The 21,137-nt window shown below is 57.1% G+C and carries 18 protein-coding genes and 1 tRNA gene; 5 read left to right on the forward strand and 14 right to left on the reverse strand.

The genetic code is table 11. The features are described from left to right. Positions 1 to 154: 154 nt before the first annotated feature. The 3 genes from HMPREF3053_RS08275 to HMPREF3053_RS08285 form a co-directional block, all read right to left on the reverse strand. Entirely contained in the window at positions 155 to 1,009 is an 855-nt protein-coding gene (locus HMPREF3053_RS08275; RefSeq protein ID WP_070767558.1) for a serine hydrolase domain-containing protein, read from the reverse strand. A gap of 10 nt (positions 1,010 to 1,019) precedes the next feature. Continuing rightward, on the reverse strand, positions 1,020 to 2,402 hold the full coding sequence (locus tag HMPREF3053_RS08280) for a dicarboxylate/amino acid:cation symporter (RefSeq protein WP_048732641.1): 1,383 nt from the start codon (positions 2,400 to 2,402) through the stop codon (positions 1,020 to 1,022). 317 nt (positions 2,403 to 2,719) lie between these two features. Beyond that, positions 2,720 to 4,363 carry a DHA2 family efflux MFS transporter permease subunit gene (locus HMPREF3053_RS08285; RefSeq protein ID WP_083295715.1) on the reverse strand — a complete coding sequence of 548 codons (1,644 nt, stop codon included), beginning with the start codon at positions 4,361 to 4,363 and terminating at the stop codon, positions 2,720 to 2,722. A 257-nt stretch (positions 4,364 to 4,620) separates the two neighbouring features. Between HMPREF3053_RS08285 and HMPREF3053_RS08290 the strand changes: the two genes are divergently transcribed. Next, a tRNA-Ile gene (locus tag HMPREF3053_RS08290) sits at positions 4,621 to 4,694 on the forward strand. A 20-nt stretch (positions 4,695 to 4,714) separates the two neighbouring features. Here HMPREF3053_RS08290 and HMPREF3053_RS08295 read toward each other — a convergent pair. After that, on the reverse strand, positions 4,715 to 5,281 hold the full coding sequence (locus HMPREF3053_RS08295) for a thymidine kinase (RefSeq protein ID WP_048732776.1): 567 nt from the start codon (positions 5,279 to 5,281) through the stop codon (positions 4,715 to 4,717). A 94-nt stretch (positions 5,282 to 5,375) separates the two neighbouring features. Between HMPREF3053_RS08295 and HMPREF3053_RS08300 the strand changes: the two genes are divergently transcribed. Continuing rightward, complete coding sequence (locus tag HMPREF3053_RS08300) at positions 5,376 to 6,380, forward strand: PfkB family carbohydrate kinase (protein ID WP_070767559.1); 1,005 nt, start codon at positions 5,376 to 5,378, stop codon at positions 6,378 to 6,380. Between the two features lie 69 nt (positions 6,381 to 6,449). Here HMPREF3053_RS08300 and HMPREF3053_RS08305 read toward each other — a convergent pair whose 3' ends face one another. From HMPREF3053_RS08305 to HMPREF3053_RS08345, 9 genes are all read right to left on the reverse strand, one after another. Beyond that, positions 6,450 to 7,082 (reverse strand): MusI family membrane protein, encoded by a 633-nt coding sequence (locus HMPREF3053_RS08305; RefSeq protein ID WP_070546210.1) that lies wholly within the window; start codon positions 7,080 to 7,082, stop codon positions 6,450 to 6,452. A 115-nt stretch (positions 7,083 to 7,197) separates the two neighbouring features. Next, entirely contained in the window at positions 7,198 to 8,094 is an 897-nt protein-coding gene (locus HMPREF3053_RS08310) for a carbohydrate ABC transporter permease (RefSeq protein WP_042389412.1), read from the reverse strand. An 18-nt stretch (positions 8,095 to 8,112) separates the two neighbouring features. Then, complete coding sequence (locus tag HMPREF3053_RS08315) at positions 8,113 to 8,958, reverse strand: carbohydrate ABC transporter permease (protein ID WP_016423090.1); 846 nt, start codon at positions 8,956 to 8,958, stop codon at positions 8,113 to 8,115. Between the two features lie 179 nt (positions 8,959 to 9,137). Beyond that, positions 9,138 to 10,421, reverse strand: a complete 1,284-nt coding sequence (locus tag HMPREF3053_RS08320; protein ID WP_088611979.1) for an ABC transporter substrate-binding protein — start codon at positions 10,419 to 10,421, stop codon at positions 9,138 to 9,140. Between the two features lie 525 nt (positions 10,422 to 10,946). Then, on the reverse strand, positions 10,947 to 12,158 hold the full coding sequence (locus tag HMPREF3053_RS08325; RefSeq protein WP_172620277.1) for a DUF4032 domain-containing protein: 1,212 nt from the start codon (positions 12,156 to 12,158) through the stop codon (positions 10,947 to 10,949). 81 nt (positions 12,159 to 12,239) lie between these two features. After that, positions 12,240 to 13,376, reverse strand: a complete 1,137-nt coding sequence (locus HMPREF3053_RS08330) for an ABC transporter ATP-binding protein (protein WP_069359226.1) — start codon at positions 13,374 to 13,376, stop codon at positions 12,240 to 12,242. 97 nt (positions 13,377 to 13,473) lie between these two features. Continuing rightward, the gene (locus HMPREF3053_RS08335; protein WP_070767560.1) at positions 13,474 to 14,748 is read right to left on the reverse strand and encodes a PhoH family protein; all 1,275 of its coding nucleotides are present in this window, start codon (positions 14,746 to 14,748) and stop codon (positions 13,474 to 13,476) included. Positions 14,749 to 14,917: 169 nt separating this feature from the next. After that, the gene (locus HMPREF3053_RS08340) at positions 14,918 to 16,354 is read right to left on the reverse strand and encodes an FtsX-like permease family protein (protein WP_070767561.1); all 1,437 of its coding nucleotides are present in this window, start codon (positions 16,352 to 16,354) and stop codon (positions 14,918 to 14,920) included. Next, positions 16,351 to 17,067 carry an ABC transporter ATP-binding protein gene (locus tag HMPREF3053_RS08345; RefSeq protein WP_042389415.1) on the reverse strand — a complete coding sequence of 239 codons (717 nt, stop codon included), beginning with the start codon at positions 17,065 to 17,067 and terminating at the stop codon, positions 16,351 to 16,353. Before HMPREF3053_RS08345 ends, HMPREF3053_RS08340 begins: the two co-directional genes overlap by 4 nt. Before the next feature lie 126 nt (positions 17,068 to 17,193). Here HMPREF3053_RS08345 and HMPREF3053_RS08350 point away from each other — a divergent pair, with 126 nt between their 5' ends. The 3 genes from HMPREF3053_RS08350 to HMPREF3053_RS08360 all read left to right on the forward strand — a co-directional run bounded on the left by HMPREF3053_RS08350 (position 17,194) and on the right by HMPREF3053_RS08360 (position 20,340). Further along, positions 17,194 to 17,985, forward strand: a complete 792-nt coding sequence (locus tag HMPREF3053_RS08350; protein WP_080969558.1) for a sensor histidine kinase — start codon at positions 17,194 to 17,196, stop codon at positions 17,983 to 17,985. Then, entirely contained in the window at positions 17,985 to 18,698 is a 714-nt protein-coding gene (locus tag HMPREF3053_RS08355; RefSeq protein WP_049170138.1) for a LuxR C-terminal-related transcriptional regulator, read from the forward strand. The genes HMPREF3053_RS08350 and HMPREF3053_RS08355 overlap by 1 nt, the downstream gene beginning before the upstream one ends. Positions 18,699 to 18,819: 121 nt before the next feature. Beyond that, positions 18,820 to 20,340 carry an acetaldehyde dehydrogenase ExaC gene (locus HMPREF3053_RS08360; protein ID WP_049170136.1) on the forward strand — a complete coding sequence of 507 codons (1,521 nt, stop codon included), beginning with the start codon at positions 18,820 to 18,822 and terminating at the stop codon, positions 20,338 to 20,340. A 185-nt stretch (positions 20,341 to 20,525) separates the two neighbouring features. Here HMPREF3053_RS08360 and HMPREF3053_RS08365 read toward each other — a convergent pair whose 3' ends face one another. After that, complete coding sequence (locus HMPREF3053_RS08365; protein ID WP_049189609.1) at positions 20,526 to 20,963, reverse strand: hypothetical protein; 438 nt, start codon at positions 20,961 to 20,963, stop codon at positions 20,526 to 20,528. Between the last annotated feature and the right edge of the window lie 174 nt (positions 20,964 to 21,137).

Raw genomic sequence — 21,137 nt, forward strand, 5'->3', positions numbered from 1 at the left:
CAACACTTCTGAGGTTTGCGTTGCACGTGTTTATGATTGTTATTTCCGAGACGGCTGCTGGCAACCCTCAAGTTGTCCTTAATCCCCCAGATGTGATTTAGCGCTGAGACGAAAAATCGACGCCGCAAGCGACGCCGACTTAGCTCATATCCCCTTAATCTTTAGCGTGTTCTTCCAGTTCACGCCATAGTTCGTCGTTGAAGTCAGTCCACAGCGGCTTGGCCCATTCGCCGAAAGCTCGGTCGGTCAAGGCGATTGCCGCCCGCCCGGTTGGACGATGAAGCCACAGGAACGTGCCCGCCTGCCCGAAGTGGCCTGCGACATCCTTGGGCATCGAGGCGCCAAACCACAGCCCCTGCTTGGAATCGGGGTGCCCGAAAATCTCAAAGCCCAGGCCCCAATCGGCCGGACGTTGCATTCCATAGCCCGGCACGACACCATTCAGGCCCGGGAACTGCACGGTCAACGCTTCGGAGACGGTACCTGGGTGCAGGAAAGTCGGGGTGAAGATCTCATCGACGAAGACCATGAGATTAGCGACACTGCTACGCGCGCCATGCCCTGCCGAGCCATCCAGCACGGAATCTGACATCCCCAGCGGCTCAAACACGGCCTGGCGCAGGTATTCACTAAACGGCATGTCTGCCTCCGCAGCGATGGCATCGGCGATGATTTCAAAGCCCGCGGAGGAGTAAATGCGCCGCTCCCCTGGTTCTTTTTCCAGCTCACGGCTGGCAAACCTCACCCCGCCGGCGTGCGCCAGAAGGTGACGCACAGTCGCGCCGTGACCGGGTGGCGTGAGCTCTTGGTCGAGCTCCACCGCGCCCTCCTCGACGGCCACAAGCATGCCCACAGCGGCCAGTAACTTGGTCACGCTAGCGAGCTCAAAAACGCGACCGCTATCACCGTGGGTATGCCAACTGCCATCGTCGGCACGCACGGCAGCCGCGACCGTGTCAACTGGCCACTGATCAACTTGCGCAAGAACAGAGGGCTTCCAAGAAGTCATGTCCTCAAGACTACGCAAGCGTGGCGGACTCGGATTTTTCGGCGGAATCGGACTTCTCAGCAGGCGCGTCTGCAGACTCGTCGTCCGACTCGTCGGCTGGCGACAGGTCGGCGTTGGCGCTGGCGTCCCACTCGTCCTTATCCCAGATTCCCGCACGCTTTGCGACGACCAACGGGACCACGGCCTGACCGGTAACGTTCACCGCAGTGCGGCCCATATCCACGATCGGCTCGACAGCCAGCAGGAGGCCGACACCGGCAAGTGGCAGGCCAAGGGTCGACAGGGTCAGGGTCAGCATGACGGTAGCGCCGGTGGTGCCAGCAGTTGCAGCCGAACCGATGACGGAGACGAAGATGATGAGCAGGTAGTCCGTGAAGTCCAACGGCACACCGTAGAACTGCGAGACGAAGATAGCCGCGATAGCCGGGTAAATGGCGGCGCAACCATCCATCTTCGTGGTGGCGCCCAGCGGTACGGCGAAGGAGGCGTACTCATCCGGTACTGCCAGACGACGGGAGACAACGCGCTCAGTGACCGGCATGACGCCCATAGACGAACGGGTGAAGAAGCCGAGCGAGGTCACTGGCCAGACGCGACGGAAGAAGTCGATTGGGCTAATGCCATGAATCTTCAGCACAACTGGGTACACAACTGCGATGACCAGGAACAGACCAATGTAGATGGCAATGGCGAACTTGCCCAGGCTGCCGAGCGCTTCCCAGCCATACTCAGCGACGGCGTGGCCGATGAGGGCTGCGGTACCAATTGGTGCCAGACGGATGACCCACCACAGGACCTTCTGCACGATGGTCAAAAGAGAGCCGGAAAACTCGATGAATGGCTCAGCCTTCGGGCCAACCTTCACTGCGGCGACACCGAAGACAATCGCGATGACCAGCAGCTGCAGGACGTTGAAGTTCAGCGAGCCGGATACAGCACCGTCAGATTCGCTGATCTTCACGCCAAGGCCGAGGAAGTTCTGCGGGACGATGCTCTGCAGGAATCCCCACCAGGAGCCCACGGAACTCGGCTCCTGAGCTGCCGAGGCATCCACGCCAGAGTTAACGCCTGGCTTGATGACCAAGCCCAGCACGATGGCGATAACCACCGATACAAAGGATGTAATGGCAAACCAAATCAGCGTCGAAACAGCCAGCTTGGCTGCACCTGCGACCTGACGCAGGTTGGCAATCGACACTACGACTGCGGTGACCACCAGCGGTGGGATGAGCAGCTTCAACAGCGTGACGTAGGTACTGCCGACCTCGTCGAGCGCTGTGCGCAACGAGGAGTCATCGCCAGTACTGCGGGCCATGAAGCCCAAAATGAGACCAATAATCAGGCCATAGACAACTTGGGCACCGAAGCCGGTCGCCCATTTAAATTTATTCACTTTTCCTCCTGGATATTTCTTTCTCTGAAAACACTTGTGCCGCGCCTTATGCCGTCTGACAAATGCGCGCGACGGGATCCGAGGCCGCTGAGCTCAGCCTCGAAGAGACAGGCGCAGCGAGGCGGAAGCTCCGAAGTGTTTAGCGACAGGAGGAAGTGGAGATTCGGCCGTAATCGAGCCAACGCCGCTTTGTGAGCATTTTCATGTTGGTCATTTCTATCTAGCAAGTCCGGTTAAGAGACAAACGATAAGACTGCCACGATTGATGTTGTGACACCAATTTCCAACACGGCCCCTCACCCGAATATTCCACATCGCTAATTCGATTTCTCAGCCTGCCTGCGCAACTGCAGTACCTTCAGCGAGCAGAGGAAGCCAATAGTCAACGCGCCGACAGCGGAATACAGCGCAAACTGCGTGGCATGTGCAAACGCATTTGTCAGCGGCACCAACACACCGTCGGGAGCACCCTGCGCACGCAGACCAATCAGCATCGAGCCAGCGGAATCCTTCAGCCCCTGCCCCATCTGCTCCAGGCCCGGCGACAGCTTCGCGATCTCACGATCCAGCCCAATCGTCAGCGCCATACCACCGAGCGCAGCACCGAGCGCCGAACCAATCTGCCGAATCGTCGACTGCGTTGCCGATGCCTGCCCCGACAGCCGCACCGGAATATCACCAAGCACCAACGAGGTCAGCTGCGCCGATGCCAGACCAAGACCCAGACCGTAGACAATCAATGCAAACACAACCAGCCACAGCGGCAGGTCAACGCGCTCTTCGGCCGCCAACTGCAGCGAACCAAAGACCTCGAGACCAAGGCCCACAATCACCACACCGGCCGGGGTAATCCGAGCTGCCAGATGACGCGCCATGGCACCTGCGAAGAACGCACCGAGAGCCATTGCTGCCAGGACCAGGCCGGTTGCGATCGTCGATAAGCCAATCGCCGACACCAGGTAGAGCGGCAGCACGAAGACCAGCGCGAACTCACCCACCGCGACAAGCATCGCCGTGGTATTCCCCCAGCTGAACGTGGCGTAGGAGAACATCGACACGTCCAACAGCGCAGGATCCGCGTTCTTCCGACGACTGTTTTCCCACAGCACGAAAGCGACAAGCACCACCGCACCAACTAAGAGCGTGACGACGGGTGCGGAGGGAAAAGCAAACCCTATCTTGGCGCCTTGAATGATGCCGAAGACCACGGCACCAAAGCCAATTCCAGACAACACCAGGCCAAGGACATCGAAGCGACCCGCGCCATTGGTATCGCCTGCGGTGTTCGGCACCCAGCGCAGCGCAAGGACGAAAAGCACGACGGCGATGGGCACGTTGACCCAGAAGATAGCTTCCCAACCAGCAAACTGCGTAAGCACGCCACCCAGGAGTGGGCCGACTGCTGCAGCACCAGACATGACCGCACCCCAGATGCCGAATGCGGTGGCACGATCTTTATCACGGAATAGTGCGTTCACGCTGGACAGTGTTGATGGCAGAATGCACGCGCCACCAATGCCTTGGATGACGCGGGCAATGACCAGTGGCGCCAAGGCTGTGGAAAGTGCGGCCACGACGGAGCCGACCGTGAAGATGACCAGACCGACGAGAAAAAGCGTTCGACGGCCGAAGCGGTCGCCAGCGCGGCCAGAGGTCAGGAGTAGTGCGGCGAAAACGACCGAGTAGATCGTGGTAATCCACTGCGCGCCCACGATGTCAAGGCCCAGCTCCGAAATGATGGTCGGCAATGAAACACCAACGATGGTGCCGTCCAGGACAATCATGCCGAGGCCAACCGCGAGCACGAGCAACCCCCACCACCGCTGTGGCGAGGCCCCGAACTCAGCAATCTGATCCTCGTTGGCGATTGCCATGACGGGGGTGCCCTTCGCTTTCGCTGTGGCACCGGTTTGTGCGTCGACTGAGACGTCGGCGCTGCTCAAGGAAGGTTTTGTACTCATAGGATTAATGCTAGAAGTGTCCTAGGGCTGATTCATCAACCGAAAGTCGTAACTTTGCGGAAAGATCAGCTTCGTTGAGAACGGGGATTACCTTCGTCGACACGGAAACACTTAGCTTCATTGAACCCACGCAATGGCAGCCGAACCCGCTGGGTATAGGGCTTTTATCACCGCACGGTGGCAGATTGCTATGATGCTATGAGGTTTTGGGCACTGGTTCATAGTGCTTAATTGTCACTTCACAATGCCCAATCCTTGCCCCTATAGCTCAGTCGGTTAGAGCAGAGGACTCATAATCCTTTTGTCCCAGGTTCGAGCCCTGGTGGGGGCACTAAAAACTCTGGGCTCTACTCACGCCCATTTACCCGACATCCGGTTGTAGCAGCTGGCGCATAGGGAGATGTACTTCGGCGCTTCGAGTGCCTCAATTTCCACGGTTTCGCCGTCGAGGATAATGCTGCCGTCCGGATTCAACCGTGCAGTAAAGATGGCCTTCTGCCCACAGGTGCAAATTGTCTTGATTTCCTCAATGGTGTGGGCAACTTCGAGCAAGCGCTGGGAGCCTGGGAAGGCATGCGTGCGAAAGTCGGTACGCAGACCGTAGCAGAGCACCGGAGTACCGCGAAGGGTAATTCCCAGCAACTGATCGACCTGGTCAGGGGTAAGAAACTGTGCCTCATCGATGATTAGACAATCGTAGCCGTCGGCAAGCGAGGAGAGGTCATCGCCATCGTGGATGAGGTGCGCGCGTTCCGCGATTCCGATGCGGGAGTGCACGTCGCCGTCAGCCAAAGTATCCACGGCCGGCTTGGCGATCAACGGCCGCATATCGCGCTCGCGGTAGTTGTGGGCGACGCGGAGGACCTCGATGGATTTTCCGCTGTTCATGGTTCCGTAGCGGAAGTACAGTTTTGCCATAGCCATCGATTGTAGGGCATCGATTCGCGGGCTCTGACGGCTGTAAACTCGGGCCGCCAACACGGATTTGAATTCCCGACTATCCTTTATTTTTATGCAGCCGATTCCTGACCTGAATGAGAATCCAACAGTTGTTGTATGTGGATCTATCCACCTAGATACCTTGGTACAGGTCGATAGTGTCCCCGCAGAAGGTGGCACGCTCATCGTTGATGACGGCACGAATATGCTGGGCGGCAAGGGCGCTAACCAGGCCGTTGCTATCGCTTATGACGGCGTCCGTGCGATCATGGCCGGTACGGTTGGTGAGGACCGCGCAGCGGATTTCGTGGTCGAGGAACTCAACGCACACGGCGTAGATGTCCACTCCATTCAGACGTCCTGGGATTTGCCGACCGGCAGCGCTTTCGTCGCAACGAACCGCAAGGGTCGCCCGGTGATTTTTGTCCAGCGCGGTGCCGATGCGCTAACCGACCCCACCGATTTCGTCGACGAGTTCGCATCAGCGGATGTCGTGCTCGCGCAGGGCGAGCTCCTTCCGGAAGCAACTGAGGCCATCGCGTCCGTCGCATCCATGTACAGCGCGCGACTGGTGCTGAACCTCAATCCGGTCGTAACCGTTACACCTGCCCTGATTGACCATGCAGATCCGCTGATCGTCAACATGAAGGGCGCCTGGGAAACAATCCGTCGCCTGGACATCGCCGAAGGAATCCGCGCTACCGACTACCGCGCACAGCTCGAGGCGCTTCTGCAGTACTGCCCCGGTGTCGTCATGCTCCGGGGCGACCACGGCTGTCTCTTCGCACAGCACTCCGACGGTCTCGACGACGAGCCGACAATCTACGAGCACCCCGCGCTCAAGCTGCCAGAGGAGAAGATTGTCGACGGCACTGGCTCCGGTGATGCGTTCGTCGGCACGCTCACCGCGGAACTGGCTAAGGGCACCTCGCTTTACGACGCCGTCCCCCTGGCCACCGCAGCAGGCGCAGCAGCTGTACAGGCGGTCGGCGCATGCTCCGCTTTTGCACGTCGCGAAAAACTGCTGGAGATGGTCGAGGCGGAGGATTTTCCCCCTGTGAAAGAGTACGCGGGCTAAGGGTCGTCAGCGGCCTGGTGTGCGAGCTGGCACCGATTAAGTCAGTGCCAGTGGGGCCAGCGGGAGAACCTACCCAGCATTGTCTGGCAGAACGGGCTCAAGCGCCAGCATCACCAAGTACCAACTCAACGCGTACCCGATGAGGAAGACATAGGTAGCAATCGCGTAGATTTTCGCCGGGAAAAAGAATATGGCCGCGGGCACGATGAGAAGCGCCAATACTGCGAGCGCAGTCCGCGGCAGGTTTTTGACGGTCATGCTGGTGGCCGTTGCCAGGGTTCGGCGGAGCGACGAGTGACCGTCGGAAAGCGAGCACAGCGAGTAGACCCACGCGGTAATTCCCAGCAGTATTAGCGCCCCGGAGGTAACTCCTGCGGCGAAGATCAGGCCGACAGTGCCGAGGTCCGCGCGGGAGATAACGTAAAACTCATAGCCAATGCCACTGGCGAGAACCAAGGTGAATAGCCACCACACGGTTGGTGTGCGCCAATTGTCCAACAGTGCGCGCAAGAAGCGCCGTACGGGCCTTGAGCCTTCGTCACGGACCATGTCGCGAGCGACTACTACTCCAGCGCGAGTTGCGGCGCCTGCAGTGACTATCGGGATGGATGCGACGATCATCAGCAGGTTGATGATTACAAGGTCTGCTAACAGCGACCAGGCTGCGTAGAACTTTGTATCGGTGCTGAAAAATCTATCCACGGGTTCATATCCTAATAAAGGCTGATTAACAGACGAAAGCCTCAACCTACGCGGTTGAGGCTTTCGCTTTCGTAAAACGCGGTGCTTGGCGTCCTATGCGCTAACGCTTAGGCAGCTATCCCTTAACGGCACCCGCAGCAACACCCTCGATAATGTGCTTCTGGGTGGCGACGTAGAAAATCACAATCGGAATGATTGCGAGCACCAGCATTGCCATCATCGCGCCAAGGTCACGGTTACCGTTGGAGCCAACGAAGCTCTGCACGACAACCGGGATGGTCTTGTACTTAGTAGACAGGCCAATGACCAGGTACGGCAGCAGGTAGTCGTTCCATACCCACATAGCGTTCAGAATGGCGACAGTCACTGCAGTCGGCTTGAGCATGGGCAAAACGATGCGGAAGTAGTTCTGCATCGGAGATGCGCCATCAATCATCGCGGCTTCCTCGATGTCAATCGGGATGGACTTGATGAAGCCGGCAAACATGAAGACCGACAAGCCGGAGCCAAAGCCCAAGTAGAGAACCACGATGCCGATTGGGTTGTTCAAATGCAGCATGTCGGCGATCTTGACGGTCGGGAACATCACCATCTGGAACGGGATGACCATCGAGAACACAAACAGGTAATACAGCAGCGAGGTCCACCACGTCTTCACTCGCGTGATGTAGTAAGCCGTCATCGCAGAGAAGAACACAATCGCAATAACCGAGAGGATCGTGATGACAAAGGACCACACGATCGCCCAGCCGAAGCCCTCCTTCATCAGGCCGACGGCGTAGTTTTCGAACCCGACCCACATGTCACCTAGTGGCAGCTGGAAGGGGTTATCTGAAATTGCGAACTTGGACTTGAACGAGTTGAAGATAATGAACGCGATTGGCCCCAAGAACACGACGGTCAAAAACACCAGAATCGCGTAGATGATGACCTTAGATACGCCTCCCACCTTGGCCTCGTCCTGCTTAGCGGGCTTGGCCTTGGGGAGCTTGGTGGCCGTTTCAGTGGTCATTGCAGCGTCGACAGACATTTATGCCTCCACTTCCTTGCTGCGAGTAGCACGCAGCTGCAGCATCGCGATCGCTACGACCACGACGACGAATATTACTGCCTTGGCTTGACCAACGCCCTCCACACCAATTCGGTTGAACATGGTGTTGACGATGTTCAGAGCAACCATTTCTGTCTCTGAACCCGGCGCACCATTGGTCAGGGCCAAGTTTTGATCGAAGAGTTTGAAAGTGTTCGACAGAGTCAAGAAGAGGCAAATGGTAATCGATGGCATGACCATCGGGATAGTAACGTGCCGCAGAATCTCCCAGCGTCCGGCGCCATCAATCTCCGCAGCTTCGATGAGCTCCGGTGGGACATTCTGCAGACCGGCAATATAGATAATCATCATGTAACCGACCAGCTGCCAGTTGATGAGGATGATCAGACCGGCGTAACCGAACTTCCAGTCGGACACAATCGTCGTACCGTACGATGCCAGCACGGCGTTAATCATCGACTGCCAGGTATAACCGAGCACGATGCCACCGATAAGGTTCGGCATGAAGAAGACTGTGCGGAAGAAGTTCGTGCCCTTCAGCTTGCGCGTCAGAATCCATGCGATCCAGAACGCGAACAAGTTCACAGTAATGATGGAAACAACAACCACCATGAGAGTGAATCCGAAGGAGGCGACGAAGCCCTCGCGCTCACTAAAGGCCTTCTGGTAGTTCTCGATACCAACCCACTGCGCATTAGTGATGGTTGTGAAGTCAGTAAATGATAGGAAGAAACCGATAACGAACGGCACCAGGAACGCGATTGCAAAGGCAATCAGCGTGGGTAGCACGAAAATTGGGAAATACTTTTTCAATGTTGCTTGCATCTACAACACCGCTCCTAAAGCTAAAGGCGGAGCCCGGTGCCTCGAGACCGGTTTAACAGGTCACCGAGCCCCGAGCTCCGCCTTGCCATTGGATGAACTCATTCCGTCGGTTGTTCATGCGCGAGAAGCTTTCGCTTCACACTCACCGATGGAATGGATCACCATTGATTTGCTGGTATTTAATTGTTCGGAGATTCCGCATTCCAGCTGTCGGCGAAAGTCTCGACAACCTTGTCCCACGGCATCTTTCCGGAAGCGTACTGCGCCAGCGCTGCGCCAAAATCATCCTTGAACTGCTGCGACGGGAAGTACTGGAAGTCCCACGGGATGGTGGTCAGGTCCTCGTTCTCAATTGCTGCGGCCACTTCCTTGGCCAGCGGGTCATTCGGAGTGTCGGCTTCAGTGAAGTTCTGGAACGGAGCGATGAATCCGAGATCCTCGACGACGTACTTCTTGCCCTCATCGGTGTTGAACAGCCAATTGACGAAGTCCTTCGTTGCCTTTTGGGAAGCCTCCGAAGCCTTGGAGTTGACCGTCAGGTAGTTCTCAGTACCAACCGAGATGCCGGTCTTATCCTCGTCCTTCAGGCCCATGTACATAGGCATGAACTTAATCTTGTCCTGCTTGACCACGTTGCCGGAGACATCGTTGATCTGGGACCATGCCCAGTTGCCATTCTGAACCATAGCGGCCTTGCCCTGGGCGAATTCCGCCATCGAGTCGGACACAGCCTTCGACGGGGCCAGAGTCTTTTCGACAGTGGAGTTATTCAGGTACAGATCAAAGAGGTTCTTGAACTCCTTGTTGTACTTGAACTTCACATCAGCGGTTTCCTTGGTGCCAAGGTCCTCGAATTCATAATGAACCGGTCCGTTGGCCAAGTGTGTCTGCCAGCGCCAATCCTCACCGGATGCAAGCGAGGTGGAAGCGAAGGTGCCGGAAATCCCCAGCTTGTCCTTCTTGGCCTGCATGTCCTCAGCAACTTCCTTCAGCTTTCCGAAGGCCTTAATCTCGTCGATGCTCTTGGCCTTGGCATCGGGCAGCGCGAAGTACTTGTCCATGATCTCTTCGTTATAGATCAGGCCAAACCCCTCGACTGCAAACGGGACGCCGTATACCTTGCCGTCCTCGCCCTTCAGCGGCTCGATGCCCTCGTTGAGGTTTTGTGCGATCTCAGTGTCAGACATGTCTGCCATGTATTCCTGCCAAGTACGCAGGCCCGCCGGACCATTGACTTGGAACAGTGTTGGCGCGTCCTTTTTACCAATCTCGGCCTTCAGAGTTTGCTCATAGGAATTCGAAGCAGCAGTAACGACCTTGACCTGGACACCAGTCTTGTCAGTGTATGCCTTCGCAATCTTCTGATATGCGGCATCCTGCTCCGGCTTGAAGTTAAGGAAGTAGACACCACCATCTGCAACCGCATCATCACTCGAGCACGCAACCAAACCAGCGGTTGCCATCAGGCCTGCTGCACACAGAGCTGAAAGGCGCTTGAAGTTCTTCACTATATTTTCTCCCTTGAGAAGAAAGGCCACTTCAATGGCATCCTCCGAGCAATTCGGACGAATATTTGCCAGCAGCCGTGGCCTAATTGGATTATCCCGCCCTGCGGCTAGAAGTAGCCTTTCATGCGAACTTCGACGCCACCCACGCGGGTATTCGGTCTCACCAAAATCTTACTTGACCAAAACCAATTTAGGTTGGCCTTCAGCCAGCTGTGAACAAATGCAAAGGAGAAAAATAGCAAAAGCTCTCGAAAGCACACCTAGAATTTGAGCTGTTTTCGAGCTGTTTTCGCTGAACAGAGCCGCCTACCGGCACCAAAGTAAGCACCTGGCCGCGACAATCACACGCAGACCCGACAACCACCCGACCACCAAAAGCACCCCTGTTTGGCGTGAATGTATATTTTTATAATATCCTGGCGAGTCGTTTACTTGTCACTTTTGAAATAATCGTACGCTCGACAGTCTGCTTCTAGAGAGCTACTCGACCTCATCGCTCGCCGGAAGATATACGGACTCGTCGCGATGCCCGGGCAACACTCGGTCTACGTAGCTCTGCACCGCTTCTTGAAGCGGCACATCCGCACGGCGTTTTTCTGCCATGTACCAGCGATGCTCCAAGACCTCGTGGAAAACCTGCGCATCCTGCAGCCTTCCACGCAGCCCCTCGGGCACAGCCAGGATTGTGGCCTCGAAAACTTCACGCAGCCATCGGTGCGCAACCTGCTCTAGCGGAACCCCTTCAAGACCTTCCGCCAACCGAAAGGTCTGCATACTATTGAGCATCCGCCTCGCTTGCCGTTCTTGAACATCCAACCCCGTCAGTCGCATTAACTGCCTATGGTGATGCCCTGCGTCAACCACTCGTGGTCGGAACACAACGCGGCCACCATCACTGGTGACTTTCAGCTCGCCAACATCGAAACCGAGGTCGTTGAGCCTGCGAATCCGCTCATCGACAAGCCAAGGCTCCTCAACACCAATAGATTCTTCCCCCGTCAGCTCTTGCCACAGGTCCTCATAACGCTCAATAATGCGCCTACCCACCGCAATTACGTCCAACTCAGGATCGAGGAATCCGCCGGCCTGCAGATCCATGAGCTCTCCGATGATGTTGGTATGGGCAACGTCAACGTCGTAAAGCCTGCGGGAATCTGAGAGTGTGCCTTGCAAATCTCCCGTTTCCGCGTCGACAAGGTAGGCGGAGAAAGCGTCTGCGTCACGACGAAACAACGTGTTCGACAGCGACACGTCGCCCCAGTAAAAACCAAGGAGATGTAACCGAACTAGCAGGACTACCAGCGAGTCAATCAGGCGGACCACAGTTTCGCGGGTGACCTGTTGAGAAAAAACTGCACGATACGGCAGCGAATACTCGAGATGTTCTGTGACGAGTGCCGCAGTTAACGGTTCGCCATCTGGATCCTTGCGGCCAGTAATGACCGCGAGCGGGCGAACCGATGGAGCACCGAGCCTGACCAGGTCACGCAGCATTCGATACTCATGATGAGCAGTGAACTCACCAATTTCTTTCACTGCAATGACGCGGTCATCCAAGTTGACGAATCGAACAATGTGCCGCGAAATTCCCTGAGGTAGGGCGGCCAACAAATCGTCTGGCCACTGTTCCAGAGGTATATGCCAAGGAAGGCGCAAAAGCTTTGAAGCCACCGTTGTCGCGGCTATTTTCATAGTTTCCGACACGGTGGCTCCTAAAACTGTCTTACTGTCCCACTGCCCTACCAGCTACTCATTTCATCTAAACGAAAGAGTTTAGGCCGGAAGGCGCATACCAGTCGACTTCGAGAACAGGTGCAGCATGCCCGGACGAATCTTGCCGTAAACTACCGAGCCCAACTGCGGCGCGGTGCGCGGGGCGGTACGAATAACCACCTGACCGTGTTCCTCTTCGTCCGGGTTAGAGGAAGATCCGGAGCTCAATGCTCCGCCACCGACGAGATCGCCATACATGAATGCATCGGAGCCCAATTCCTCGACCAAGTTAACCTGCACCGGAATGACGTCATCGCCCGGCCCCTCGACCAGGTCGAATGCCTCCGGACGGAAGCCCACGATAATCTGGTTCTGATCCTCCGGCACGATTGCAGCAAGTGTGGCTTCCGGCAGCTTAATCTTGGCCTCACCCAACGTGGCGTAACCATTAGAGACGTTGAACGTGCCCAGGTTCATCGCAGGCGAGCCAATGAAGCCCGCGACGAATTCGTTTGCCGGGGTTTCGTAGAGTTCCCGCGGGGTACCGACCTGCTGCAGAACACCGAAGTTAATGACCGCGATGCGGTCGCCCATGGTCAGCGCCTCAGTCTGGTCGTGGGTGACATACATGGTGGTCACACCCATCCGACGCTGCATGGCCGCAATCTGAGTACGGGTTTGAACACGCAGCTTCGCGTCCAGGTTCGACAACGGCTCGTCCATCAGGAACACCTGCGGCTTGCGCACAATCGCACGCCCCATTGCCACACGCTGACGCTGACCACCGGATAGAGCCTTAGGCTTACGATCCAGGAACTGAGTTAGATCCAGGGTCTTCGCAGCTTCTTCGACACGACGGTCAATCTCGTCCTTGTCCACACCAGCAATCTTGAGCGCGAAGCCCATGTTCTCGCGCACCGTCATATGCGGGTACAGTGCGTAGTTCTGGAAGACCATCGCAATATCGCGATCCTTGGGCGAGACATTGGTCACATCACGATCTCCAATGAAAATCTTGCCCTCATTGACCTCTTCCAGACCGGCAAGCATGCGCAGTGTTGTGGACTTACCACAACCGGAGGGGCCCACCAGAACCAGGAACTCGCCATCGGCAATTTCCAAGTTGAACTTGTCCACAGAAGGCTTCGTCGCACCAGGGTAAATGCGAGTGGCATCAGCAAAAGTCACAGTAGCCATGTGAATACAAACCTTTCATCGGCAGGTACGTGCCGAACGATCCGAGTGAAAGTAACCGCAGGAACAGCTCCTACGTATCTGCCTCACAAGCTTACTCTTAATCGAGTAGTCCCGTAACGAGCTCCGCAATCTTCGAGCGCTCCGAGCGCTTCAGCGTGATGTGTGCAAAAAGCTCGTTGCCCTTGAGTTTTTCAATCACCGCCTGCACGCCGTCATGGCGGCCGACGCGCAGGTTGTCACGCTGCGCCACATCGTGCGTAAGGATGACTCGGGAATTGCTACCAAGACGCGACAGCACCGTCAGCAGTACGTTGCGCTCCAGCGACTGTGCCTCATCGACAATCACGAAGCTGTCATGCAGGCTACGACCGCGAATGTGTGTCAGTGGCAGTACCTCCAGCATGTCGCGCGAGGCAATCTCATCCATCACGTTGTCTGAAACCAATCCCTCCAGGGTGTCGTAAACAGCCTGCGCCCACGGGTTCATCTTTTCGTCCTCACTACCTGGCAGGTAGCCAAGGTTCTGACCACCTACCGCGTAGAGCGGACGGAACACCACAATCCGGCGATGCAGTCCGCGCTCCAGCACCGACTCCAGTCCCGCGCACAGCGCAAGCGCCGACTTACCCGTACCGGCTCGGCCGCCGAGGGACACAATCCCCACCGAGTCATCCAACAGCAGGTCAAGCGCCACACGCTGCTCCGCCGACCGCCCCTTCAGGCCAAACGCCTCCGTATCGCCCCGCACAAGCTTGACGACGCCCGGGGCGCTCACCCGTGCCAGCGCAGACTGGCTACCAGCGCTGAGCTGCACGCCGCAGTGCAGCGGCTGATCCTGGATCTGCTCGAGCTCAAGGAACCCATTGGCGAAGAGACGATCAATTTCCTCCGGGTCGACGTCTACTTCCACCATTCCCGAGTACCCAGTCAGAACGACGTCCTGGGCGCGGTAATCGTCGGCAGGCAAGCCGACCGCACCAGCCTTGACGCGAAGCGGAATGTCCTTGGTGACCAGCACGACAAAATGTCCATCGTGCTGAAGATTAAGGGCGCAAGCGAGAATGCGGTGATCGTTTTCGGCGGTGCGGAAGCCTGCGGGAAGGATGGAGGGATCGGAGTGGTTGAGCTCAATATGCATAAACCCGCCAAGATCATTGGCGGGCACAGGCCGGTCCAGGTGGCCGTAGCGGTAACGCAGCTCTTCGAGGAAACGGAGCGCTTCTCGGGCGAACCACCCCAGCTCTGGGTGGTGGCGCTTGGCCTCCAACTCACTCACCACGACCAGCGGAAGCACAACTTGGTGCTCATCGAACTTCTTGGTGGCGTGGGGATCGGACAGCAGGACCGAGGTATCAAGCACGTAGGTACGCATGCCCTCAGGCTAAAAGTCAGAGGTAGAAATTACGTGGTTGTGAGATGAATGCTTGGTTATCAGATGAACCACAGTTGGTTACAGGCTCTAATCCTCAAGTTGAACCCTAAGGAACTGGCCGAGCACCGAGCACCACTGCCCGGCCACTCCACTGCCCTTTTAATGGCGACTAGTCGTTATGGCGAATCTGTCGACCCAGCAACTTGTGGCGAAGCGGATCAACCGCCAAGGTCACAGCGCCAACTGATACAACTCCCACGAGGTACGCCAGCGCAACAACAAGTGAGCGTTGACCAAACGTGATTTCGTTCGCAATCGGGCCGAACATGGTGGCTCCCAACAGCGCACCCATAACAAAGCCGAAGATGCTGGTCGCAAGCATGGGAAAGAATGTCTGCTTGAAAGTGACCGTGCGGTGGAAGCTGATTGGCGTCCCGATGAAGTCCAGCGCCTTTGTCAGCGATGCCTCTTCATAGACGGCTGAGGCCTGAGTCAAAAGCGTTGACACCAGCAACAGAATGAAACCGATTACGAAAGTGATAGTCACACCGGTTGCAATATCGTGCGCGAATGTGACATCTGCAACCTCTTCAATCTTGTCTTCGCCAGGCACCATCATTGTGTAGCCAAGCAGCAGAGACAGGAAGGCCATGGAACTTACTCGACGCCACGATTCCTTAGCGTTAGTCGCGACTCGTCGCGTCGCCACAAAATCACTTGAAGTACCGAAGAAGCTGGAGATGCGGGCAACAAGCTGGATAAAGAAAGGCGCCACCAGGCCAATTGCCCAGACCATCAGGTACATCATCGCTGCGACACCAAGCGTGGCAGTGACGGTTCCACCCGCGATATTGGAGTTGGCAATCACGTATAGGACGATCGCACCGATAACAACGGCCACAATCATGCGCCAAGCCTTCATCGACTTGGGCACTTCCTTGCGGCTAACGCCGAGTGGTGAAATCATCACCCTTCGCAAACCAACCACAGCCGCATAGAGCGCGAGGAGCACCACGGCAACCCAGACCAGCGGGTAGCCCCACCAGGGCAGCAACATGTCCCAGGTATCCAGGTAGTCATTGTCGAACTTGATTATCGCCCAGAATGGCGCAGTGGCCACCGACAACAACGTGCCCACGACAAGCCCTACAGCTGCCAATACGAGGGTTTCGATAATCACCATGCGCGTAATTGCCCCGTTGGAGAGACCAATTAAGCGCAGAGTTGCCAACCTCTGCTCACGTCCCGCAGCGCCAAGCACCGCCGACTGTGCCACGAGCGAAACCATTGCCGGAATCACAAAAACACAGGCCACGAGTGCCAACTGCAGGTACATCTCGCCCTGACCTTGATTCATGTAATCCTCGGGCGTTGGGTTCGGCGGCAACTGTGGCTCAGCCTGCCAACGGCGGTAAAACATCGCCGTGCCACCGACGACGACCAACGCCAACCAGGTACTCACGGTCATAGCTACCACGGACAGTGCGGACAACCAGCCGTTTCCCGAATGCGATTCACGCCCGGCGCGCTGCAGCCGCGTGCTCAAGTCCGCTAGTGCGCCGGTACGAATTCTCTGGGGTTTTGGTGCTTCAGTTACGGTGCTCACTTTGTAACCTCCGCTCCTGCCAGCATGCGGTCGTCGTGAATCAGGCCATCGCGGATCTCCACACGTCGACGACACCAGTCGGCCACCTTCACATCGTGCGTGACCATCACCAATGTCGTGCCAGTCTGCTCCACCAACGCGGTGAGCTGCTGCATGACCTCATGGCCTGTGGACTGGTCCAGCGCGCCAGTCGGCTCATCGGCGAAGATGACACCTGGCTCGCCGGCCATCGCGCGGGCAATTGCTACACGCTGTGCTTGGCCGCCGGACATCTGTCCTGGGCGACGGCGCGTTAGGTCTTCTAGGCCCAGGCGGCTGAGGACATCGTCGGCAAGCGCGAGTGACTTCGAGCGCTTCTTGCCCTGCAGAATCATTGGCAGAGCAACGTTTTCCCGGGCGGTCAGTTCGGGGAGGAGTTGGCCGTCTTGGAAGACGAAGCCGAAGTCGTGCAGGCGGAGGGCGGAGCGGTCGGCATCAGAAAGCGAATTAATCTTTGTGTCACCGAAGATGACGTCGCCGTCGTCCGGCAGCAACACGCCGGACATGCAGTGCAGCAGCGTGGACTTACCAGAACCTGACGGTCCCATGACTGCCACGGTTTCGCCGGGCTCAATGGTCAGCGAAATGCCGGTGAGAACGGGAGCTGAATTGTAGGACTTAGTGATGTCACGAATACAAAGTCGTGCGTTTCTTGGGCTGTTGTTGTCTGTCATGGCACTCATTTCACTCGCACGGAGGCGATTTCAACACCGTGCCCACTTTCCTTTTGCGGTAGTGCTAGGTCTACTATGCCGGAAATTAATTCCTCCGTAGACAGAGCTTTCGTACCATAGGAAACTATGGAGCTGAAGGATTATTTCCGCAAATATATCGGCGCGAACCGCCGCGAAAAAGCGCATAAACGCAGCTACGAGGAATCCGCCGCCGCTCGCATCGCCGAACTTACCGCTTCACGACGAACAATTGCCGAAGCCTTCGAGATTGAACGTCGCCGCATTGAAAATGACCTCCACGACGGAGCTCAGCAATACATTGTTGCAGCTTCAATGAAATTGGGACTTGCAGAATTGGAGGCATCCAATACTGGCAATGAGGAATTAATGCAGCTCCTCGCGGAAACTCGCGGCCATTTGGAGGATGGATTACGCGCTTTGCGGCGGACAGTCCACGGAATTCACCCGCAGGTGTTGCGCGATCGCGGTCTGCAAGCGGCTGTTGAAGAGATTGCTGAAGGATACGGCCCTCACGTTGTTGTGCACACTCCCTATCCCCTGCCTGAATTGGAAGAAAGTGTGCTCGCCGCGGCGTATTTTTTCTGTGCAGAAGTGCTGACTAATGCGGCGAAATATGCACCGAACGCTCCTGTTTCTGTGCTGCTCACCTCGGATCAAACACTGAATATTTCAATTACGGACCAAGGCCCTGGCGGCGCAAAATTGGGGCGCGGTTTGCGGGGCATGAAAGAGCGCCTGGCCACTTTTGACGGTGCGATGACCATGCACTCTCCCGAAGGCGGGCCAACGCAGGTAATAGCCAGAATTCCCTTGATGCTAAATCGCTGGGAATCGGGCATTGGAGAAATAGAAGGCATGGATATGGAAAGCGTGGAGAAGAAAGGTGCGGCGAAATAATGAAAATTGTCATTGCGGATGACTCGGCACTCCTGCGGGAAGGAGTCGCGGGGCTCGTCGAAAAGCGCGGACATGAAGTGATTGCGATGGTCGACACTGCGCACGGTCTGGTGGCGGACATCGATGACCGGTTTGACGACTCGGGCGAGCTGCCAGACCTGGTGATTACCGATGTGCGCATGCCTCCGAAGATGAGTGACGACGGCCTGCGGGCCGCAGTGGAACTGCGCGAGCGTTATCCGCAGCTGAATGTCATGGTGCTGTCGCAGTATGTGGCGCCGGCGTATGCGCGTGAGTTGTTCTCGCCGGGAGGTGCTGGGGTTGGTACTGGGGCCGGCTCAAGTGGCAGCAGCTCGAGTGGCGGGACCGGGTATCTGCTCAAAGACCGCGTTGGCCAGGTGCTGGACTTCTTGGGTTCGCTCGAGGTCGTCGCAGGTGGTGGCGTGGTGATTGACCCTGATGTGGCGACGGCATTGATGCAGTCCGGCAAATCGGGGCTAGCCAGTTTAACGGCGCGCGAACGCGAAGTGCTCGAGCTGATGGCACGCGGCAAGTCCAATAAGCAGATTGCCGATGACCTCGTGCTTTCCGGGGCGGCGGTGGCGAAACACGTGTCCAACATCTTTATGAAGCTGCATCTGGAGCCCGGCGAGGAAAACCGCCGTGTGCGGGCAATTTTGGAATTTCTCACGGCGACGTCGGGGCAGATTTAGGGTCGGCAGCAATCGCATCTCTCGCAAAAGCGATGAAAAAATAAGTGTTGATTATGACACGAGTCACAATTTAAAGTTGGCTCATACGTTTGTTGTTTCCCTATAGAAAGGACGTGTCTACATGACTGTTTACGCCAACCCCGGCACCCCCGATGCAATCTTCACGTACAAGGAGCAGTACGAAAATTTCATCGATGGTAAGTGGACACCTCCAGTAGACGGGCAATACATGGACAACTCCACCCCGGTTACGGGCGAGGTTTTCTGCCGGGTTCCGCGGTCTAACGAGAAAGACATTGAGCTCGCTCTCGACGCCGCGCACAAGGCGAAGGACTCCTGGGCCTCGGTTCCTGCGGCCGAGCGGGCGCTGATCCTCCACCGCATCGCGGACCGTCTGGAGGAAAACCTTGAGAAGATTGCCGTCGCCGAGACCTGGGAGAACGGCAAGGCCATTCGCGAGACCCTCGCCGCTGACATCCCGCTCGCAATCGACCACTTCCGCTACTTCGCCGGGGCCACCCGCACGCAGGAGGGGCGCATCTCACAGATTGACGACAACACGGTCGCCTACCACTTCCACGAGCCACTCGGCGTCGTCGGCCAGATTATCCCGTGGAACTTCCCCCTCCTGATGGCCGCATGGAAGATCGCCCCGGCCCTCGCCGCCGGCAACTGCATCGTGCTCAAGCCAGCAGAGCAGACCCCCGCGTCGATTCTCATGCTCACCGAGATTATCGCCGATTTGCTTCCGGACGGCGTTCTCAACATCGTCAATGGCCTCGGCACCGAGGCCGGTGCTGCGCTGACCGCAAGCGACCGGATCTCCAAAATTGCGTTCACCGGATCGACTGCCGTGGGCCAGCTAATCAACAAGGCAGTGTCCGACAAGATTATTCCGATCACGCTGGAGCTCGGCGGCAAGTCCCCGTCCATCTTCTTCCCCGACGTCATGGACGCCGACGATGCGTTCCGCGAGAAGTGCATTGAGGGCCTGGCCATGTTCGCGTTGAACCAGGGCGAGGTCTGCACCTGCCCGTCGCGAGCCCTGGTCCACGAAGACATCGCTGATGAGTTCCTGAAGCTCGCGGTCGAGCGCGTTAAGCAGATTAAGACCGGCAACCCGCTGGATACGTCGGTACAGATGGGCGCCCAGGCCTCCCAGGAGCAGCTGGACAAAATCTCCGGCTACTTGGAGTCCGGGCCGAAGGAGGGCGCGGAGGTTCTCACCGGCGGCAACGTCGCCAAGCTCGAAGGGCTGGAGGGAGGCTACTACGTCGAGCCGACAATCTTTAGGGGCAACAACTCGATGCGTTTCTTCCGCGAGGAGATTTTCGGCCCGGTCCTGGCCGTGACAACCTTCAAGACTCTGGATGAGGCTCTCGAGATTGCCAACGACACTATCTACGGTCTTGGCGCCGGCGTGTGGAGCCGCAACCAGAATAACGCCTACCGCGCTGCCCGCGGCATCCAGGCTGGCCGTGTGTGGGTGAATAACTACCACAGCTACCCTGCTCACGCAGCCTTCGGCGGTTACAAGCAGTCCGGTATCGGCCGCGAGAATCACTTGATGATGCTCGAGCACTACCAGGAGACCAAGTGCATGCTCGTCTCTTACGACGAGAACCCGACTGGCCTGTTCTAAGAATCCGCCCACTTGGGGCTAGGCGGTTTGTCGATTCCGATTCACGTCCGATGAAGGTGTCGACAACTGCCTCTGCCCCCCCGAAAAAACGCCCTCCGCACCCGGCAGGTTGCAATGGTCGGCCTTAACCGGACGCACCAGGCGCTGGCGACTCCAAATTTAGAGGCCTAGCTCACGGCCGCCAGCTAGGTCTCTCTTTCTTTCTTCGCTTTCCGGCGCCACCTACACACCCGTTTAATCGTGGCACTGGCGGCCCATCCGCCGATAAATAGTAGCGGGATGTAGAAGAACACGACATAGGCGACGACCAGGCCGTCCTGGCCATCGGGCGGCGTGGTGAGAAATAGGAATGCCAAATCGCCAAGCGCAGCAATTCCTGCGCCGGTAGCTGCTGCGACAATGCTCCGCGCACTGGTCATCCCCCGGACCGACGAACGATCACCGGCAAAAACAGCTATTGCTCCGACCAGCATTACTGAGACCAGCATGGACACGATCCACGACGCAATTCCTTCGTCGTAGGCGAGATTGGGCTCCGGCAAGATTAGCCCACCTAAAACGCTCCACGCGACCGCGGCGAAAAAGGACGCCAGCAAGGGGCGGGTTATATTGTCGAGCCTCATGCGTCCCAGGTTACGTGAGATGACCTCCAAAAATGCTGAATCTCCCCTCCTCAGTGGAGAATCGAGTCACGCCCACAAGAACAAAGATCTCCGAGCATAAAGTGGGGTAAGGAGAGAAACTGACAACCCCGAAAAATTATGGGCTGCAAATGTGAAACTGTGTGAGTTTATGAC

The organism is Corynebacterium sp. HMSC064E07, from assembly GCF_001815745.1.
Taxonomy (GTDB): domain Bacteria; phylum Actinomycetota; class Actinomycetes; order Mycobacteriales; family Mycobacteriaceae; genus Corynebacterium; species Corynebacterium jeikeium_D.

Bases quoted from the DNA above. Each gene is read 5' to 3' on its own strand.
- HMPREF3053_RS08275 (WP_070767558.1), bottom strand. From the start codon at position 1,009: ATGACTTCTTGGAAGCCCTCTGTTCTTGCGCAAGTTGATCAGTGGCCA.
- HMPREF3053_RS08285 (WP_083295715.1), bottom strand. From the start codon at position 4,363: ATGAGTACAAAACCTTCCTTGAGCAGCGCCGACGTCTCAGTCGACGCA.
- HMPREF3053_RS08295 (WP_048732776.1), bottom strand. From the start codon at position 5,281: ATGGCAAAACTGTACTTCCGCTACGGAACCATGAACAGCGGAAAATCC.
- HMPREF3053_RS08300 (WP_070767559.1), top strand. From the start codon at position 5,376: ATGCAGCCGATTCCTGACCTGAATGAGAATCCAACAGTTGTTGTATGT.
- HMPREF3053_RS08310 (WP_042389412.1), bottom strand. From the start codon at position 8,094: ATGACCACTGAAACGGCCACCAAGCTCCCCAAGGCCAAGCCCGCTAAG.
- HMPREF3053_RS08315 (WP_016423090.1), bottom strand. From the start codon at position 8,958: ATGCAAGCAACATTGAAAAAGTATTTCCCAATTTTCGTGCTACCCACG.
- HMPREF3053_RS08320 (WP_088611979.1), bottom strand. From the start codon at position 10,421: ATGGCAACCGCTGGTTTGGTTGCGTGCTCGAGTGATGATGCGGTTGCA.
- HMPREF3053_RS08325 (WP_172620277.1), bottom strand. From the start codon at position 12,158: ATGAAAATAGCCGCGACAACGGTGGCTTCAAAGCTTTTGCGCCTTCCT.
- HMPREF3053_RS08330 (WP_069359226.1), bottom strand. From the start codon at position 13,376: ATGGCTACTGTGACTTTTGCTGATGCCACTCGCATTTACCCTGGTGCG.
- HMPREF3053_RS08335 (WP_070767560.1), bottom strand. From the start codon at position 14,748: ATGCGTACCTACGTGCTTGATACCTCGGTCCTGCTGTCCGATCCCCAC.
- HMPREF3053_RS08345 (WP_042389415.1), bottom strand. From the start codon at position 17,067: ATGACAGACAACAACAGCCCAAGAAACGCACGACTTTGTATTCGTGAC.
- HMPREF3053_RS08350 (WP_080969558.1), top strand. From the start codon at position 17,194: ATGGAGCTGAAGGATTATTTCCGCAAATATATCGGCGCGAACCGCCGC.
- HMPREF3053_RS08355 (WP_049170138.1), top strand. From the start codon at position 17,985: ATGAAAATTGTCATTGCGGATGACTCGGCACTCCTGCGGGAAGGAGTC.
- HMPREF3053_RS08360 (WP_049170136.1), top strand. From the start codon at position 18,820: ATGACTGTTTACGCCAACCCCGGCACCCCCGATGCAATCTTCACGTAC.
- HMPREF3053_RS08365 (WP_049189609.1), bottom strand. From the start codon at position 20,963: ATGAGGCTCGACAATATAACCCGCCCCTTGCTGGCGTCCTTTTTCGCC.